Source organism: Pseudonocardia sp. D17, from assembly GCF_036984265.1.
Taxonomy (GTDB): Bacteria; Actinomycetota; Actinomycetes; order Mycobacteriales; family Pseudonocardiaceae; genus Pseudonocardia; species Pseudonocardia benzenivorans.
This window is the reverse complement of record NZ_BPRG01000008.1, coordinates 35,385-50,781: the sequence shown is the minus strand read 5'-3', so window position 1 is coordinate 50,781 and position 15,397 is coordinate 35,385. Positions and strand designations below refer to the sequence as shown.

Below are 15,397 nucleotides of genomic sequence, written 5' to 3'. Positions count from 1 at the left end.
GTGATCGACGACGCCGGCGCGGGAGTACCGGAACTTCGTGTCCTGGCCGCCTCCCGCCTCCCGGACCCGGACCCGCGATCGACCCTCACGGTCGCGGCCGCCCAGCTCGGCGGACGGTGGCTCGATGTCGGTGCGCGCATGAAGCGCCTCGCGGAGGCGGCCCACGTGGCCGCCTCCGCGGGGGTTCAGACGCTCGCCTTCCCCGAGACCTACCTGTCCGGTTATCCGTTCTGGCTCACCCGCACGCACGGCGCCAACTTCGACGACGCCGCCCAGAAGGAGTGCTATGCCTACTACCTCGACTCCGCGATCGAGGTCGGCGGGCCGGAGCAGCGCGAACTCGAGGCGCTCGCGACCGACCTCGGCCTGACTCTCTTCGTCGGCGTCACGGAGCGCGGTCGCGGGCCGGCCAGCGGTTCGACCTACTGCACGCTCCTGGCAATCAGGCCCGGCGACGGGCTCGTCGGCCACCACCGCAAGCTCGTCCCGACCTACGACGAGCGCCTCGTCTGGGCCCAGGGCGACGGCGCCGGCCTGCGGACCCACGCCGTCGGCCCGGCGCGGGTCGGCGGGCTGAACTGCTGGGAGAACTGGATGCCCCAGGCGCGACACGCCCTCTACGCAGACGGCGAGCAGGTACACGTCGGGACGTGGCCGGGCGCGAGCTCGATCAACGCCGACATCACCCGCTTCACCGCGCAGGAGGGCCGCGTGTTCGCCGTCTCGGCGTCGGGCATCCTCACCCTCGACGACGTCCCGGAGGACTTCCCATTGTTCCGTGAGCTGCGCGAGAACTCGTCGGAGATGCCGTTCGACGGCGGTTCCGGGATCGCGGCGCCGGACGGGACCTGGCTGGTCGAGCCCGTGACCGGGGAGGAGGGCGTCATCGTGGCGGACCTCGACCTGCGAGCCGTCGGCCGCGAGCGGCTGACGTTCGACCCGACCGGCCACTACAGCCGGCCCGACATCTTCTCCGTCACCGTCGACCGGACGCGACGGGAAGCAGCGCGGTTCGTCGACACGAAGGAGTGCGAGGCGAGCCGTGACTGACCGCGCATCGAGTCGGGACACGATCCTCGTCATCCAGCACCAGGACGACGCCGGCCCTGGAAACCTCGGGGAGTGGCTGACCGCCAACTCCCTGTCGTGGGAGCTGGTCGACGCGTCGACCGACGGTCTGGGTGTGCCGCAACGGTTTCGCGCGCTCGTCGTCCTCGGCAGCCGGGAGGCCGCCTACGACGAGAGCGTCCCGTGGCTCTCGGCGGAGAAGGAGTTCGTCCGCGAGACGATGGCGCTGGGCACCCCGGTGTTCGGCATCTGCTTCGGCGCCCAGCTCCTCGCGGGTCTGCTGGGCGGGACCGTGCAGCAGGCGGCGACGATCGAGCGCGGCTGGATCCCCATCGCCCCGTGCGTCGACGCGTCCCCGGACGACCCGGCCGATGACTGGGCCGACCTCGTCGACGCGACGTGGTTCGAGTGGCACGGCGACGAGATCACCGCGCCGGGGACGGCGACGGTCATCGCGCGCGGTAGCTGCGTCCAGGCGTTCCGCCAGGACGGCCACCTGGGTGTGCAGTTCCATCCCGAGGTGACCGAGACGCAACTCGTCCAGTGGATGGACAGCGACCGGCGGCTTCGGCTGCTCGTCGAGGCAGGCGGGGAGCGGGCAGAGCTGCTCGCCGACACGGCGAAGCAGCTGCCCGATGCGATCGCCGCTGCACATCGCCTGTATGCCCGGTTCTTCGGGGTGGGCTGACGAGGGAGGCCGTGCCGGCCCACGACCGAGCGCCTGAGCGGGTCGGTAGCCGCCGAGCCCGAGCTCGCGACGATCGACACCCTGAACCCTTCGTCTGCACCGCGGCCCGGCCGGGGGTCCCTCGATCAGATCTCGATACGGAGGCTCGGGTTGAACGCGAGGATCGCTGCGACCACCGCCTCCTTCTCGGTCCGAGCACGAACGAGGTGGGCCCATCCGTCCGGGGTCTCGACGACGGTGGGCGTGTTCCGCCCCGACACGAAAGCCGAAGGGCGCACCTGTCGTACGGCGTGGGCGCGGGTGCGCAGCTCGCCCAGCGGGCGCCGGATCACCACGGTTCCGTCCACGCCCACGGACACCGTGGTCGCGATGTGCCACAGCTGCCACCCCATGATCGAGGCGACGGCGAGCAGTATCGCCGCGGGCAGGAGCAGGACCGACCACGTCGCGTCAGGCGGCGGCCCCAGCCCACGCGAAGTGGAGAGCAGCTTCGAGGTCGCCGCGGCGACTCGGGTCGGTGTCCGGCTCGCGCGGCCGCTGTGGGACGGTCGTCGGGAGAGCCGGCGGTGGCGCCGGCACCGGACCGGGGACGGCGGATGACGGACGTGGCGACCGGCGCACCCGGGTCAGCCGTCGAGGCGCTGGTCGCGGCGGTGCTGCGCGCCGTGCCGGTCGTCGACGGGCACAACGACCTCGCGTCCGCGCTGCGGGCCACCACCGGCTACGCCGTCGACGGCCTCGACGGGCCCTGCCCCGAGCTGCACACCGACCTCCCGCGGCTGCGCGCCGGCGGTGTCGGCGCGCAGTTCTGGTCGGCCTACGTGCCCTCGTCGCTGCCCGAGCCCGAGGCCGTCGTCGCCACGCTCGAACAGATCGACGCCGTGTACCGGATGGTCGAACGGCACCGCAGGACGCTCGCGATCGCCTACACCGCCGAGATGGTCCGCGCGGCGTGGCGCGAGGGTCGCATCGCCTCCCTGATCGGACTGGAGGGCGGCCACAGCATCGCCTCGTCCCCGGGCGTGCTGCGTGCGCTCGCGCGCCTCGGTGTCCGGTACATGACGTTGACGCACAACGACAACACGCCTTGGGCCGACTCGGCGACCGACGAGCCCGGCGTCGGCGGGCTCGACGACACGGGCCGCGCCGTCGTCGCCGAGATGACCCGCCTCGGCATCCTCGTCGACCTCTCCCACGTCGCGGCGACGACCATGCACGCCGCGCTCGACGTCGCGACCGCACCCGTGCTGTTCAGCCACTCGTCGGCACGGGCGCTGTGCGACCATCCGCGCAACGTCGCCGACGACGTGCTGGCCCGCGTCCCCGGCAACGGCGGCGTCGTGCAGGTGACGTTCGTGCCGTACTTCCTCTCCGCCGAGGTCGACGCCTGGGACCGGGCGGCCGACGCCGAACGCGCGCGGCTGGGCGTGCCGGACTCGCTGTCGTGGTGGCCGCGCGCGCCGCGGCCCGGCGAGTCGGCCGCCGACGTCGCCGCCGAGTACCGCGCCGCGACGAAGGGCACCGTCCACGCCGGGTTCGCCGACTGGCTCGCCCGCAACCCCCGCCCGCCCGTCACCGTGGCCCGGGTCGCCGACCACGTCGAGCACGTGCGCGAGGTGGCGGGCGTCGAGCACGTCGGGATCGGCGGGGACTACGACGGCGTCGACATCCAGCCCGTCGGTCTCGAGGACGTCTCCGGCTACCCGCGGCTGCTCGCCGAGCTCGCCCGCCGCGGCTGGTCGCAACCGGACCTCGAGGCCTTGACCGGGCGCAACGTCCTGCGCGTGCTGCACGAGGCCGAGTGCGTCGCCACGGCCCCCCTCTGGCCGTGAGCGACGCAGCCTTCGTGCCGCTCAGCGTTCGTCGACGACCCGGCGGGCCTTGAACGTCGTCTCCGGCAGGGTGCCCGGCGCGAGCAGCGTGACGCCTGCCCGGATGCCCAGGACCCGCAGCAGCGCCTCCTCGGTGCGGGCGCGCAGGGCGTCGCCGGCGGGCTCCGCCTCGGCCTCGACGGTCAGCTCGTCCAGCGCCCCACGCTTGTGGACCCGGATGCGGAACTCCGGGCCCAGCTCCGGGACGCTGCGCAACGCGGTCTCCACCGCGCTGGGGAACACGTTGGCGCCCCGGATGACGAGCATGTCGTCGAGCCGGCCGAGCACGCCCTCGGGCAGCCGCGGGTAGGTGCGCCCGCACGGGCAGGGGTCCGTCGCCAGGTACGTCTCGTCGCCGGGCGCGAACCGGATCATCGGTTGGGAGTCCCGCCAGAGGTGGGTGTAGACGACAGCGCCGCGCCGGCCGGCCGGGATCGGCACGTTGGGGTCGGTGCCGTCGACGACCTCGGTGTAGACCTCGTCGGTGTAGAGGTGGGTGCCCGTGCCGGCCTCGCAGCCGACGCTCGTCTGGAACGGGTACATCTCCGAGGTCGAACCGGCGTCGGCGACGACGGCGTCCCAGCCCTGCTCGATGATCGCGCGGGTGCCCGGCAGCGAGCCGCCCGGCTCCCCGCCGACGAGCAGGTGCCGGACCGTCGAGGCGCGCAGGTCGACGCCGAGGTTCTCGGCCACCGACAACAGATGGATGCAGTACGACGGCGTCGCGCTGAACACCGTCGAGCCCAGTCGCTCGATGAGCTCGAGGTGCCGCTGCGAGTCGGTGACGCCGAGCGGGAAGAGCGTGGCGCCGATCCGCTCCGCGCCCTGCACGACACCCCAGCCGCCGAAGAACAGCCCGAACGGGAAGCCCACCTGGACGATGTCGTCCGGCCGCACACCGGCGCACCACTGCGCCATCGCGTGCACCTCGCCCGCGCGCTCCCAGTCGGTCTTCGAGACCGCGTACATCGTCGGCGTGCCCGACGTCCCCGACGAGCCGTGGATGCGCGCGATGCCGCCGGGCGGCAGGGCACGGGCGTAGCTGCCGAACGGCGGATGCTCGGCCTGGTCGGCGACGAGCATCTTCTTCGTGATCACCGGGACCTTCGTCGTGAAGTCCTCGAGCGAGCGCACCTGGTCGGGGTGGAAGCCGTGGGCCTGCCAGTGCCGCCGGTAGAACGGCAGCTCGGCCCACGCGTAGGCGAGCTGGTGGTGGATCCGGTCGAGGATCAGCGCGTCGCGCTTCGCGGGGTCGAGGGTCTCGCGCTCCTCGTCCCAGAACCGCGGGTAGCCGCGGGCGTCCGTGGAGGTCGATCTCGGGGCGACCGAGCGGGGTTGCGACACTGGGGCTCCTATCCGATCGCGCGGTCCCGGCCCGCCCAGTGCGGGGCCCGCAGGACCTTCTTATCGATCTTGCCGAACGGGGTCTCCGGCAGGGCGTCGACGATCTCGACGGTCTTCGGGCGGGCGTAGCCGGCGAGCTCGCCGCGGGCCCATTCCAGCAGTGCGGCGGCGTCGAACCCCGGGCCGGGCACGACGACGGCGTGCACGGCCTCGCCCCAGTCGTCGTGCGGCACGCCGATGACGGCGACGCGGGCGACCGCGGGGTGCCTGACCAGCGTGTCCTCGACCTCGCGGCAGTAGACGTTCATGCCACCGGAGATGACCATGTCCGACGTGCGGTCGCGCAGGTGGAGGTAGCCGTCGTCGTCGAGGAACCCGACGTCGCCGGTGCGGATCCACCCGCCGGGCAGGAACTTCGCGGCGGTGGCCCCGGGGTCGTCGAGGTAGCACTCCAGCGTGTACGGCGAGCGCAGGCAGATCTCCCCGGTCTCGCCCGCGGGCAGTGGGGCACCGGCGTCGGACACGACCTGCACGTCCGCGTCGATCGAGGCCTGCCCGGCCGAGCCGAGGCGGTCGGGCCGGGCGGGGTCGTGGTCGGACTTGGCGAGGCGGGTGCCCCAGTTCGGGCACTCGGTCTGTCCGTAGAGCTGCACGAACACCGGCCCGAACACCTCCAGCGCGGCGGCGAGGCGGCTCGGCGCGATGGGTGCTGCACCATAGACGACGGTCCGCAGCACGTGGGCCGCCGATCCGCCGGCGGCGTCGAGGAGCCGGTAGATCATCGTCGGCACCAGGAAGGTCCAGGTGATCCCGTTGTCGCGCAACTGGTGCAGCACAGACGACGCGTCGAAGCCGGACTCGATCACCGACGTCGCGCCGCGGATCAGCGCACTCTGGGCGAACAGCCCGGCGGCGTGGGCGAGCGGGGTGGTGAGCAGCAGCCGGTCGTCGGCGGTGATCTCCGCTTCGAGCAGCTGCGCCCGGTGCACCGCGACCGCCGACGCCTGCGTGTGGACGACGCCCTTCGGCAGCCCGGTCGTGCCGCCGGTGAAGTAGATCGCGGCCCGGTCACCTGCGCCGATACCGGGATCGGGCGGCGCCGGGGCCAGTCCGGGTGGCGGCCGTCCGGGTGGCGGTGAGGGGACGAGGACCTCGTCGCGCGCGCGGGGCCGCCCTCCCCCGTCGTCGACGACCAGCGACGGTACGCCGGCCGTCGTGGGCAGGCTCGTACCCCGGACGACCACGCGGGCCTTCGACGCGCGCAGCACGTGCTCGACCGTCGACGGTGGCAGCAACGGGTTGACCGGCACCTTCACCGCGCCGAGCCGGGCCACCGCGACGTCGGCGACCAGGAACTCGACGCAGTTGCCCATGTGCAGTGCGACGGCGTCGCCCGCGCGCACGCCGTGGTCGGCGAGCTGCACGGCGACGGCCGCCGACCAGCGGTCGACGTCGTGGTACGTCCATCGCCGGCCGGCGTGCTCCACCGCGACCCGCGCCCGGTACCGCCGGAGCGCGTGGTCGAACTCCTCACGCAGAGTCGTGCGCACCTCTCAGGACGGCCTCTCGACCAGGCCCTGTTCGAGCGCCACGTCCCAGTACGAGTGCAGGCCGCGGACGTGCTGCCCACCGTCGACCGGGACGAAGTGACCGGTGATCCGCTGCGCCGCGGGCGACATCAGGAACAGCGCCACGTCGGCGATGTCCGACGGGTCCTGGTGCCGCTTCTCGACGAGCGTCCGGTCGAGGAACTCCTTGCCGATCTGCCCGACGGTGAAGCCCGCGCCGAGCGGGGTGTTCACCGTGCCGGGGCCGATGGCGTTGACCCGGATCCCGCGCCGGCCCAGCTCACCCGCACAGGTCTGGGTGAACTGCATGACGCCGGCCTTGGCCGCGCAGTAGTGGCCGAGGCCGTCGGTCGCCGCGATCGCGTTCAACGACGAGATGTTGACGATCGAGCGGGGCTCCCCGTCGTCGGCCGCCTGCCGGGCGAACGCCCGCGTGCACAGGAACGTGCCCTTGAGCAGGGTGTCGACGATGAGGTCCCAGTCCTCCTCCGTCGTGTCCTCCACCAGTGACAACGACGCCGTCCCGGCGTTGTTGACGAGGTGGTGGACCTGGCCGTACCGCTCGGCGGCCAGCGCGAACGCGGCCTCGACGTCGGCCGCGACCGACACCGAGCCCTCGTGCCAGGCGATCCGATCGCCGCCGCCGAGTTCCTCGGACGCCGACTTGATGTTGGCGGGCTCGATCTCCAGGACGACGACGTTGGCGCCCTTCTCCAGCAGGGCCGCGGCGATGCCTTTGCCGATGCCGCTGCCCCCGCCGGTCACCACGACCGTCCGGCCGTCGAGCTCCGGGACCGGCGAGGACAGCCCGGCCTCCATCAGTCGATGCCCAGCGCGCGGTTCGCGAGCCGCTGGCGCCGGTCGAGCCGCTCACGCTTGGTGAAGTGCGGCATGACGTAGCGGGCGAACATCTCGTTCGACCGGTTCCACTTGTCGGTGGTCACCCAGTCGCGGACGTTGATCAGCAGCGTGCCGAAGCCGCCGACCTCCTCCTCCAGCTCCTTGAGCTGGCGGGTGCACTCCTCCGGGCTGCCGACGATCCACGGGATGTTGTCGACCATCCACTCGAAGGTCAGGTCGGCGTCCTCCATCCCGTCGCCGATCTTCATCAGCGCGCCGAGGCCCAGCCCGAACAGGTAGTCGTAGGAGAGCTTGACGCCCTCACGGATGTCCTTGAGCGCCTGGTTCTTGTCGTCGGTGACGTAGACCTCGCGGACGATGCGCCAGTTGTCGCGGGTGACGGCCGGGTCGATGCCCGCGGCGGCTCCGGCGTCGAGCATCGCCTTGCCCATGGCCTTGAGGTCGGGCGCGAGCTCGTAGGTGCCGTTGTCGATCGGGGCGAAGTGCACGGACAGGGGCTTCCAGCCGCGCTCGCCGCACTTGGCGTAGTTGTGGGTGCCGGTGAGGCCGGCGATCGCGAAGGGCGGGACGTCCTGGTAGGGGCCGACCTGCAGCTGGCGGTTCTCGTACTTCCAGTACTGGCCCTCGTAGCTGACCGGGTCGTCCGACGTCAGCAGCTGCCAGATGATCTCCAGCGCCTCGTTGGTCCGCGGCGAGGCCTCCGACGGCTCCAGCCCGAACAGCTCCTTGTCGGTCGGCAGCCCGCCGCCGCCGAAGCCGTACTCCAGTCGGCCGTGGGTGAGGTGGTCGAGGAACGCCATGCGCTCGGCGACCATGAACGGGTCCTGGTAGGGCAGGTTGATGACACCGGTGCCCAGCCGGATCCGGTGCGTCACGGCCGACGCCTTGGCGATCATGTACTCGGGCACCGGCACGTTCTCGTACCCGCCGGTGTGGTGCTCGCCCACCCAGAACTCGTGGAAGCCCAGCCGCTCGGCATCCACGATGTTCGCGATGTCGCGGTCGTAGGACAGCGTCCAGTTCTCGCGCGGCGGGTGCTCGGGCATGGTGAAGAAGCCGAACTTCATCGGTCGGGGTCCTTTCGACGGCTCCGGTCGTCCGGCTTCGGGTGGTCACCCGACGGCACCGGTCGACGAAATTTGACAAACGCCGGTTTGCTGAAGGTGCTTCGCGTCACTGTGTCGCGAGCCCTTGCCGGGTGTCAAGACTCCGCGATCAACGTGCTCCGACGCGGTGTCGCCCCGAGGGGCGAAGATGCCGCTGGCCATTGATAGCCGACCCGCGGTTTGGTTTCATGTCGATGTGACCGTCGTCGATCCACGCCCGCGCATCGTCGTCGCGCCCGATGGCGCGCCGCATGTCGCCGGAGTCCGGTGTCAGGCGTGTGCCGAGCCGGTCGCCTACCCCTGGCCCGCGTGCCCGGAGTGCGGCGGCCCGGTCGTCGCGGCCGAGTTCGGCCCCGAGGGCGTGGTGTGGAGCGCGACCGTCGTCCGCATCCCCGTCGCCGGCCGCACACCCCCGTACGCGTTGGCCTACGTCGACCTCGACGACGGCCCCCGTGTGCTCGCCCACGTCGTCGTCGATGGAGATGGTGACACGGCACCGGCCGTCGGCACGCGGGTCCGGCTGCGCGCCGGGGCACCCGATCCGCAGGTGGAGGTCATCGGATGAGCGACATCGCCGTGCACGGGGTCGGGACCTCGCACTTCGGGCGCGCCCCCGGCACCGACCTCGTCACCCTCGCCTGGACCGCGGTGTCCGAGGCGCTGGCCGACGCCGGTCCCGGGCCGATCGACGCCGTCTGGGTCGGGACCGTGTTCGCACCGGCCGGGGTGGCACAGCGGGTCCTGCGGGCCATGGGCATCACCCGGGTCCCCGTCGTGACCGTCGAGAACGCCTGCGCCAGCGGCACCACCGCGTTCGCCGAGGCATGCGAGGCCGTCCGCACCGGCCGCTACGGCCGCGTCCTCGCCCTGGGCATCGAGCAGATGAGCACCGCGTTCGACGGCGCGATCACCCCCGAGGACACCGACCCGGAGGGCGCCACCGGCCTCGCGCTCCCCGCCCTCTACGCCATGGCCGCCACCCGCTACCTGCACGACGGCGCCGTCACCCCCGCCCAGCTCGCCGCCGTCTCGGTGAAGAACCACGCGCACGCCCTGCACAACCCACGCGCCCAGTACTCCGGCCGCTACACCGTCGACGAGGTGCTGGCCTCGCGGATGATCGCCGACCCGCTGACGTTGCTGCAGTGCTGCCCCACCTCCGACGGGGCGGGCGCCGCGGTCGTCGGACCGGCGCGCGGCGGCGCGCGCGAGGTCGGCGTCCGCGGGATCGCGCTGCGTTCCGGCGCCCCCTGGGGCCGACGCTCCCCGCACGTATGGGGCTACGACATCGTCGCCGAGACCGCCGCCGACGCCCTCGCCGCCGCCGGCCTGCACGCCGCCACCGACGTCGACGTCGTCGAGGTGCACGACGCGTTCACCATCGGCGAGATCGTCACCACCGAGGCCCTGGGCCTCGTCGCCCCCGGCGAGGGCGGCAAGGCCGCCGAGACCGGGGTGACCGCACTCGGCGGTGCGCACCCGGTCAACCCGTCGGGCGGACTCCTCTCGCGCGGGCACCCGTTGGGCGCCACCGGGTTGGCCCAGCTCGCCGAGATCGTGTGGCAGCTGCGCGGCGAGGCCGGCGGGCGGCAGGTCGACGGCGCGCGGATCGGGCTCGTCGAGACCATGGGCGGTGGCGTCAGCGCCCTCGACGGCAACGCCTGCGTGGTCGCCGTGCTGGAGGCACCGTGACCACCGCACCCCCGGATGCCGACCTGCTCGGCCCGGGTGCCGTCGAGAATCCCTATCCGCTGCTCGCGGCGTTGCGCGAGCACGATCCCGTGCACTGGAGCGAGCGCTACCGCTCGTGGTTCCTCACCCGCTACGACGACGTCGACGCCGCGCTGCGCGACCCGCGGTTCTCCTCCGACCGCATCGCCCCCTACCGCCGGGCCCGACTCGAGCGCGACGACGCCGACCCCGCCGTGCGCGCGGCGTTCGGCGTGCTCGAGGACTGGATGGTGTTCAAGGACCCGCCCGACCACACCCGCCTGCGCAAGCTGCTGTCGCGCGCGTTCACCCCGCGCGCCGTCGAGCGGGTGCGCCCGCGGGTGGCCGAGCTGGTCGAGGAGCTGCTCTCCGAGATCGCGCCCCGCGGCCACGCCGACCTCGTCGGCGACTTCGCCTACCCGCTCACGGCGTCGGTCGTCGCCGAGCTGCTCGGTGTCCCGCGCGCGGACCGCGACGTCTTCAAGGACTGGTCCGACGCCATCGCCGGGCTGGTGTTCGGCGGCATGGGCGACCCGCAGCGACACTCCGCGGGCGCGGCCGGCATGGCCGAGCTGACCGCCTATCTCACCGAGCTCGTCGCCCGCCACGAGCGCGAGCCCGCCGACGACCTGCTGACCGCCCTGATCCAGGCCCGCGACGCCGGCGACACCCTCACCCACGACGAGGTCGTGTCCACCGGGGTGCTGCTGTTGTTCGCCGGCCACGAGACGACGACGAACCTCATCGGCAACGGTCTGCTCGCCCTGCTGCGCCATCCCGGCGTGCCCGCGACCGCGGACGGCCTCGTCGAGGAGGTGCTGCGCTACGACGGCCCCGCCAAGACCATCGCCCGGCTGATGGCCACCGACGTCGAGGTCAGGGGCCGGATGCTGCGTCGCGGCGACCGGGTGTTCCTGTGCCCGTCGGCGGCCAACCGCGACCCGGCCGTGTTCGACGACCCCGACCGCTTCGATCCGGGCCGGGCCACCGGCCGCCAGCTCGGCTTCGGCGTCGGACTGCACTACTGCCTGGGCGCGCCGCTGGCCCGGCTGGAGGGGTCCGTCGCGATCCCGGCTGCGGTGCGTCGACTGCAGGGGATGGCTCTGGCCGACGAGCCGCTGCGGTGGCACCCGGTGCTGCTCTCCCGTGGCCTCGTCCGCCTGCCGGTGACCTTCCGCTCCCTGTGAGCGGCGATGGTCGCTGCAGCGACCATCGCCGCTCACGACCTCAGGGCAGGTCCCGGGCCATGGCGTGCATCCCGCCGCCCGCGGCGAGGCCGCCGAGGGCCGTCGCGAACAGCTGGTCGGCCAGCTCCCGGTCGGCCTGCTCGCCGCGCGGGGTGAACCAGTGCTGCATCCAGTCGAGCATCCCGACGATCGCGCGCGCCGTCGTCCGGGCGTCGGCGGCCAACGAGAACTCCCCCGACCGCGCGCCGTCGGCGACCAGCTCCTCGACGGCGGCCATGTAGCGGGCGTCCATCGCGCGGAACTCGTCGAACCGCTCGCCGCTCATCCGGATGTGCTGCAGGTAGACGAACGCAGCCGGGTAGCAGTCGCTGAAGATGCGGACCTGGGTGCGGATCAGCTCGCGCAGCCGCGCCGCTGCACTGCTGCCGGAGTCGTGGTTGAGCCGGTCCAGCTCGGCGAGCAGCTGCTTGGCCGGCTGCTCGACGACCGCCAGCAGCAGCTCCTCCTTGCTGGCGACGTAGTTGTAGATGCTGCCCTTGAGGATCCCGACCCGCGCGCCGATGCTCTCCAGCGTCGCGGTGTCGTAGCCGCGCTCGCGGAACTCCTCCCCCGCGGCGACGAGGATCTCCGACCAACGGCTGGGACGTGGCACATCGGCAGCCTAAGGCCCGTGTTCCCTGCGGGGGAACATCGCACTGGCCGGGCCGATGACGCGCTCCTACCGTCCGGGCCATGCAGCGCAGCGACGACCGGATCCTCACCACCCACGTCGGGAGCCTCGCGCGGCCGCGCGACCTGCTCGAGGCGATGCGCGAGAAGGAGCACGGCCGGCCCTACGACGTCGACGGGTACGCCAAGCGCGTCACCGCCGCCGTGGACGAGGTCGTCCGCGAGCAGGTGTCGGCGGGCATCGACGTGGTCACCGACGGCGAGATGAGCAAGGTCAGCTTCCTGACCTACGTCAAGGACCGGCTGACCGGCTTCGACACCGGGACCGGCGAGAAGCTGATGCCGCCGTCGTGGCAGGTGGAGATCGACGCCTTCCCGGAGTACTACGCCGACTACCTCGGCAAGTACAAGGACCAGGTCTCCCCCATGACGACGATGGTCTGCACCGGACCCGTCAGCTACGACGGGCACGCGCAGCTGCGGACCGACGTCGAGAACCTGCGCGCCGCGATCGCCGCCGCGGGCCCGGTGACCGAGGCCTTCCTGCCGTCGACCAGCCCCAGCGGGTTCGGCCGCAACGAGTACTACCCCTCGCACGGCGACTACCTGACGGCGGTGGCCGAGGCGTTGCGCGAGGAGTACCTGGCGATCGTCGACGCCGGGTTCCTGCTGCAGGTCGACGACCCGTGGCTCATCGAGTACCTCTCGGAGAACCCCGCGACGACGCCCGAGCAGCGCGTCCGTGACGCCGAGCAGCACATCGAGATCCTCAACCACGCGCTGCGCGGCATCCCGCAGGAGAAGATCCGGCTGCACACCTGCTACGGGCTCAACCACGGACCGCGCATCCACGACCTGGCGTTCCGCGACATCGCGCCGCTCATGCTCAAGGTGAACGCGGGCGCCTACTCCTTCGAGGTCGCCAACCCGCGCCACCAGCACGAGTGGAAGATCTGGCGCGACGTGACGCTCCCGGAGGGCAAGGTCCTCATCCCGGGGCTGCTCGGGCACGCGAGCAACTACGTCGAGCACCCGGAGCTGATCGCCGACACGATCGAGCTGTACGCGGGCATCGTCGGCAAGGAGAACGTCATCGCGGGCGCGGACTGCGGGTTCTCCTCGCGCGCGTCGTTCCATCCCGAGGTCCACCCGACGGTCGTGTGGGAGAAGTTCCGCGCCCTCGCCGAAGGCGCGCGGCTGGCGACCGAGCGCATGTACTGAGGTCGTGAGCGGCGACGGTCGCTCTGGCGACCATCGCCGCTCACAGGGGTGTCAGGAGCAGGCGGTCGATCGCCTCGGCCATCCAGTCCGCGTACTCCTCGACGGTCCAGCCGCGGACGCGGATCAGGCTGTCCGCGAGCTCCAGGCCGGCGAGCGACCAGTAGATGTCGGTGGCCCGGTCGACGTCGAGGCGCAGCATCGGGACGAACGACTCGGTGATCGTGCGGATGTCCTGGTAGCGACGCCGCTCGTACTCCTCCCAGGCCGCGGCGAGCTCGGCGTCGCCACCGGCGGCGTTGCGGAAGACGCGCAGCATCGCCGGCGCCCCGCGGTAGTAGCCGACGGCCAGCTCGCGCAGCATGGCGAGCTTGCGGGTCCGGTCGCGCTCCTCGATGAACCGGCGGAAGCCCTCCCGGGCGAGCAGCGGGACCTCCTCGTCGTCGCCGACGAAACCGCGGTCGACCGCCGCGAGCAGCAACGCGGCCTTGGCGCCCTGGGTGAAGACGGTCTGCGCGGACACCCCCGCCTCGGCGGCGATCGCCTTCATCGTCGTGGCCGCGTACCCGTCGCGCTCGAAGCAGCGGGCCGCGGCGTCGAGCACGGCGGCGCGGGTGCGACGCGCCTGCTCGTCGCGCAGCGCGGAGTTGTAGGAACGCGTGGCCACCCCTTGACTGTAGCAGCACTCAATTCATAGAGTCGCAACTACAGCGAATTCAGGAGGAGCCATGGAGACCGCGACCCCCACCGCTCGGATGACCCCGAAGGACCGCCGCGCGACCGCGATCATGCGGTGGGTCGGACCGGTGCACACGGCGCTGCTGCGCGCCGTGCGGGGCCGCGCGATGTGGCGCTTCCGGGGCGGCGACGTCGTGCTGCTCACCCACACCGGCCGCCGCAGCGGCCGGCAGTACACCGTGCCGCTGCTGCACCTGCGCGACGGGGAGGACGTGCTGGTCGCGGCGTCCAACGGCGGGGTCGACGCCGAGCCCCAGTGGTGGCTCAACCTCCAGGACAGCCCCTACGCCGAGATCGAGATCCGCGGCGAGCGCCGGGCGGTCGTGGCCGAGGCGGTCCCGGACGCCGAGCACGACGAGCTGTGGCAGCGGTTCCGCGCGATCGGCGGGATGTACGACAAGTACCAGGCCGGGGTGCGGCGACGGATCACGCTCGTCCGGCTCCGCCCGTACCGTGCCCGCTGAGTCGTGAGCGGCGGTGGTGGCTCCAACGACTGTGGTTCCAGCGCCCATCGCCGCTCACGGGGTCGAGCGGTCCAGCTCTGCGGAGACCGCGGCCGCCGCCCGCCGCACGTTCTGCACGACGGCCATCTTGCGGGTGCCCAGGATGCTCGCCGTCCGACCGACGACGGAGATAGCCGCGACCGCCACGCGCCGGTCGCCGCGGGTGAGCACGACCGGCGCCGCGATCGACGACATGCCCAGCGTGTGCTCGTCGCGCGAGACCGCGTAGCCGTCGGCGCGGACCTGGCGCATCACCTGCCGGTACCGCACCGGGTCGACGATCGTGAACGGCGTGCGGCGCACGAACCCGCGTTCCATGATGGCCCGGGCCATCGCCGGGTTGACCGCGGCCATCGCCTTGCCCGCGCTCGACGAGTGCCCCGGCCCCCGTCGGTAGAGCTCGGTGTGGAACATGATGCCGACCTCGGAGCTCTCCAGCCGGTCCACGTAGAGCACGTCGGCCCCGACCGGCACGGCGAGCTGCGCGGTCTCGCGCAGCACGTCGCGCAGCTCGCCGAGCACCGGCAGCGCGACCTCGCGCAGCATCAGCCGGTCGACGGCGAGCTGACCCATCTCGAACAGCCGCAGTCCCAGCCGGTAGCGGCCGGCGCCGCTGCGCTCGAGCAGCCCGCCCGACGCCAGCGCGGCCAGCATCCGGCACGCCGTGCTCTTCGCGACGCCCAGCCGTTGCGCGACCTTCGTCGCGCCGAGCTCGGGCTCCTCGCCGAAGCAGTCGAGCACCGCCATCGCGATCGCCACCGACCGCAGCGGTCCCTCCCCCGCGTCCGTGTCCTCGGCGGGCTCCGCGGCGGCAGGCCGCGGCCGCACCCGATCGGTCACCGGCGATCCGTCGAGCACGGTCATCG

Annotated in this window: 16 protein-coding genes; 8 read left to right on the top strand and 8 right to left on the bottom strand. The window is 72.6% G+C overall.

The features are described from left to right. Both PSD17_RS01170 and PSD17_RS01165 read left to right on the top strand, forming a co-directional pair. Positions 1-1,050 carry a carbon-nitrogen hydrolase family protein gene (locus PSD17_RS01170; RefSeq protein ID WP_103380612.1) on the top strand — a complete coding sequence of 350 codons (1,050 nt, stop codon included), beginning with the start codon at positions 1-3 and terminating at the stop codon, positions 1,048-1,050. Further along, complete coding sequence (locus tag PSD17_RS01165; protein ID WP_339121003.1) at positions 1,043-1,756, top strand: type 1 glutamine amidotransferase; 714 nt, start codon at positions 1,043-1,045, stop codon at positions 1,754-1,756. Before PSD17_RS01170 ends, PSD17_RS01165 begins: the two co-directional genes overlap by 8 nt. A 125-nt stretch (positions 1,757-1,881) precedes the next feature. On the opposite strand, the gene PSD17_RS01160 is transcribed toward PSD17_RS01165, so the two are convergent. Next, positions 1,882-2,103, bottom strand: coding sequence for a hypothetical protein (locus PSD17_RS01160; protein ID WP_339121002.1), 222 nt, complete (start codon positions 2,101-2,103; stop codon positions 1,882-1,884). Between the two features lie 249 nt (positions 2,104-2,352). Between PSD17_RS01160 and PSD17_RS01155 the strand changes: the two genes are divergently transcribed. Beyond that, positions 2,353-3,588: a dipeptidase gene (locus PSD17_RS01155; protein ID WP_013674669.1), complete on the top strand. Its 1,236-nt coding sequence runs from the start codon at positions 2,353-2,355 to the stop codon at positions 3,586-3,588. A 21-nt stretch (positions 3,589-3,609) separates the two neighbouring features. Here the strand turns inward: PSD17_RS01155 and PSD17_RS01150 are convergent, their stop codons facing one another. The 4 genes from PSD17_RS01150 to PSD17_RS01135 are packed head-to-tail and all read right to left on the bottom strand — an operon-like array spanning position 3,610 to position 8,467. Continuing rightward, the gene (locus PSD17_RS01150) at positions 3,610-4,971 is read right to left on the bottom strand and encodes a phenylacetate--CoA ligase family protein (RefSeq protein WP_339121001.1); all 1,362 of its coding nucleotides are present in this window, start codon (positions 4,969-4,971) and stop codon (positions 3,610-3,612) included. Positions 4,972-4,979: 8 nt separating this feature from the next. Further along, positions 4,980-6,521 (bottom strand): class I adenylate-forming enzyme family protein, encoded by a 1,542-nt coding sequence (locus tag PSD17_RS01145; RefSeq protein WP_013674667.1) that lies wholly within the window; start codon positions 6,519-6,521, stop codon positions 4,980-4,982. A gap of 3 nt (positions 6,522-6,524) precedes the next feature. After that, positions 6,525-7,358, bottom strand: coding sequence for an SDR family NAD(P)-dependent oxidoreductase (locus PSD17_RS01140; protein ID WP_013674666.1), 834 nt, complete (start codon positions 7,356-7,358; stop codon positions 6,525-6,527). Next, positions 7,358-8,467, bottom strand: coding sequence for an LLM class flavin-dependent oxidoreductase (locus tag PSD17_RS01135; protein WP_013674665.1), 1,110 nt, complete (start codon positions 8,465-8,467; stop codon positions 7,358-7,360). Before PSD17_RS01135 ends, PSD17_RS01140 begins: the two co-directional genes overlap by 1 nt. A gap of 235 nt (positions 8,468-8,702) precedes the next feature. On the opposite strand from PSD17_RS01135, the gene PSD17_RS01130 reads away from it, so the two are divergent. The 3 genes from PSD17_RS01130 to PSD17_RS01120 are packed head-to-tail and all read left to right on the top strand — an operon-like array spanning position 8,703 to position 11,403. Further along, on the top strand, positions 8,703-9,071 hold the full coding sequence (locus PSD17_RS01130) for a Zn-ribbon domain-containing OB-fold protein (protein WP_041759598.1): 369 nt from the start codon (positions 8,703-8,705) through the stop codon (positions 9,069-9,071). Then, positions 9,068-10,198 (top strand): thiolase family protein, encoded by a 1,131-nt coding sequence (locus PSD17_RS01125; RefSeq protein ID WP_013674663.1) that lies wholly within the window; start codon positions 9,068-9,070, stop codon positions 10,196-10,198. Before PSD17_RS01130 ends, PSD17_RS01125 begins: the two co-directional genes overlap by 4 nt. Further along, positions 10,195-11,403: a cytochrome P450 gene (locus tag PSD17_RS01120; protein ID WP_013674662.1), complete on the top strand. Its 1,209-nt coding sequence runs from the start codon at positions 10,195-10,197 to the stop codon at positions 11,401-11,403. Before PSD17_RS01125 ends, PSD17_RS01120 begins: the two co-directional genes overlap by 4 nt. A gap of 40 nt (positions 11,404-11,443) precedes the next feature. Here the strand turns inward: PSD17_RS01120 and PSD17_RS01115 are convergent, their stop codons facing one another. Then, positions 11,444-12,055 carry a TetR/AcrR family transcriptional regulator gene (locus PSD17_RS01115; protein ID WP_013674661.1) on the bottom strand — a complete coding sequence of 204 codons (612 nt, stop codon included), beginning with the start codon at positions 12,053-12,055 and terminating at the stop codon, positions 11,444-11,446. Between the two features lie 80 nt (positions 12,056-12,135). Here PSD17_RS01115 and PSD17_RS01110 point away from each other — a divergent pair, with 80 nt between their 5' ends. After that, entirely contained in the window at positions 12,136-13,293 is a 1,158-nt protein-coding gene (locus tag PSD17_RS01110; protein WP_013674660.1) for a cobalamin-independent methionine synthase II family protein, read from the top strand. A 40-nt stretch (positions 13,294-13,333) separates the two neighbouring features. On the opposite strand, the gene PSD17_RS01105 is transcribed toward PSD17_RS01110, so the two are convergent. Then, a complete protein-coding gene (locus PSD17_RS01105; RefSeq protein ID WP_103380605.1) occupies positions 13,334-13,957 on the bottom strand; it encodes a TetR/AcrR family transcriptional regulator in 624 nt (207 codons plus the stop codon). A gap of 61 nt (positions 13,958-14,018) precedes the next feature. On the opposite strand from PSD17_RS01105, the gene PSD17_RS01100 reads away from it, so the two are divergent. Beyond that, the gene (locus PSD17_RS01100) at positions 14,019-14,492 is read left to right on the top strand and encodes a nitroreductase/quinone reductase family protein (RefSeq protein WP_013674658.1); all 474 of its coding nucleotides are present in this window, start codon (positions 14,019-14,021) and stop codon (positions 14,490-14,492) included. A 54-nt stretch (positions 14,493-14,546) separates the two neighbouring features. On the opposite strand, the gene PSD17_RS01095 is transcribed toward PSD17_RS01100, so the two are convergent. Next, positions 14,547-15,395 (bottom strand): IclR family transcriptional regulator, encoded by an 849-nt coding sequence (locus PSD17_RS01095; protein ID WP_013674657.1) that lies wholly within the window; start codon positions 15,393-15,395, stop codon positions 14,547-14,549. Between the last annotated feature and the right edge of the window lie 2 nt (positions 15,396-15,397).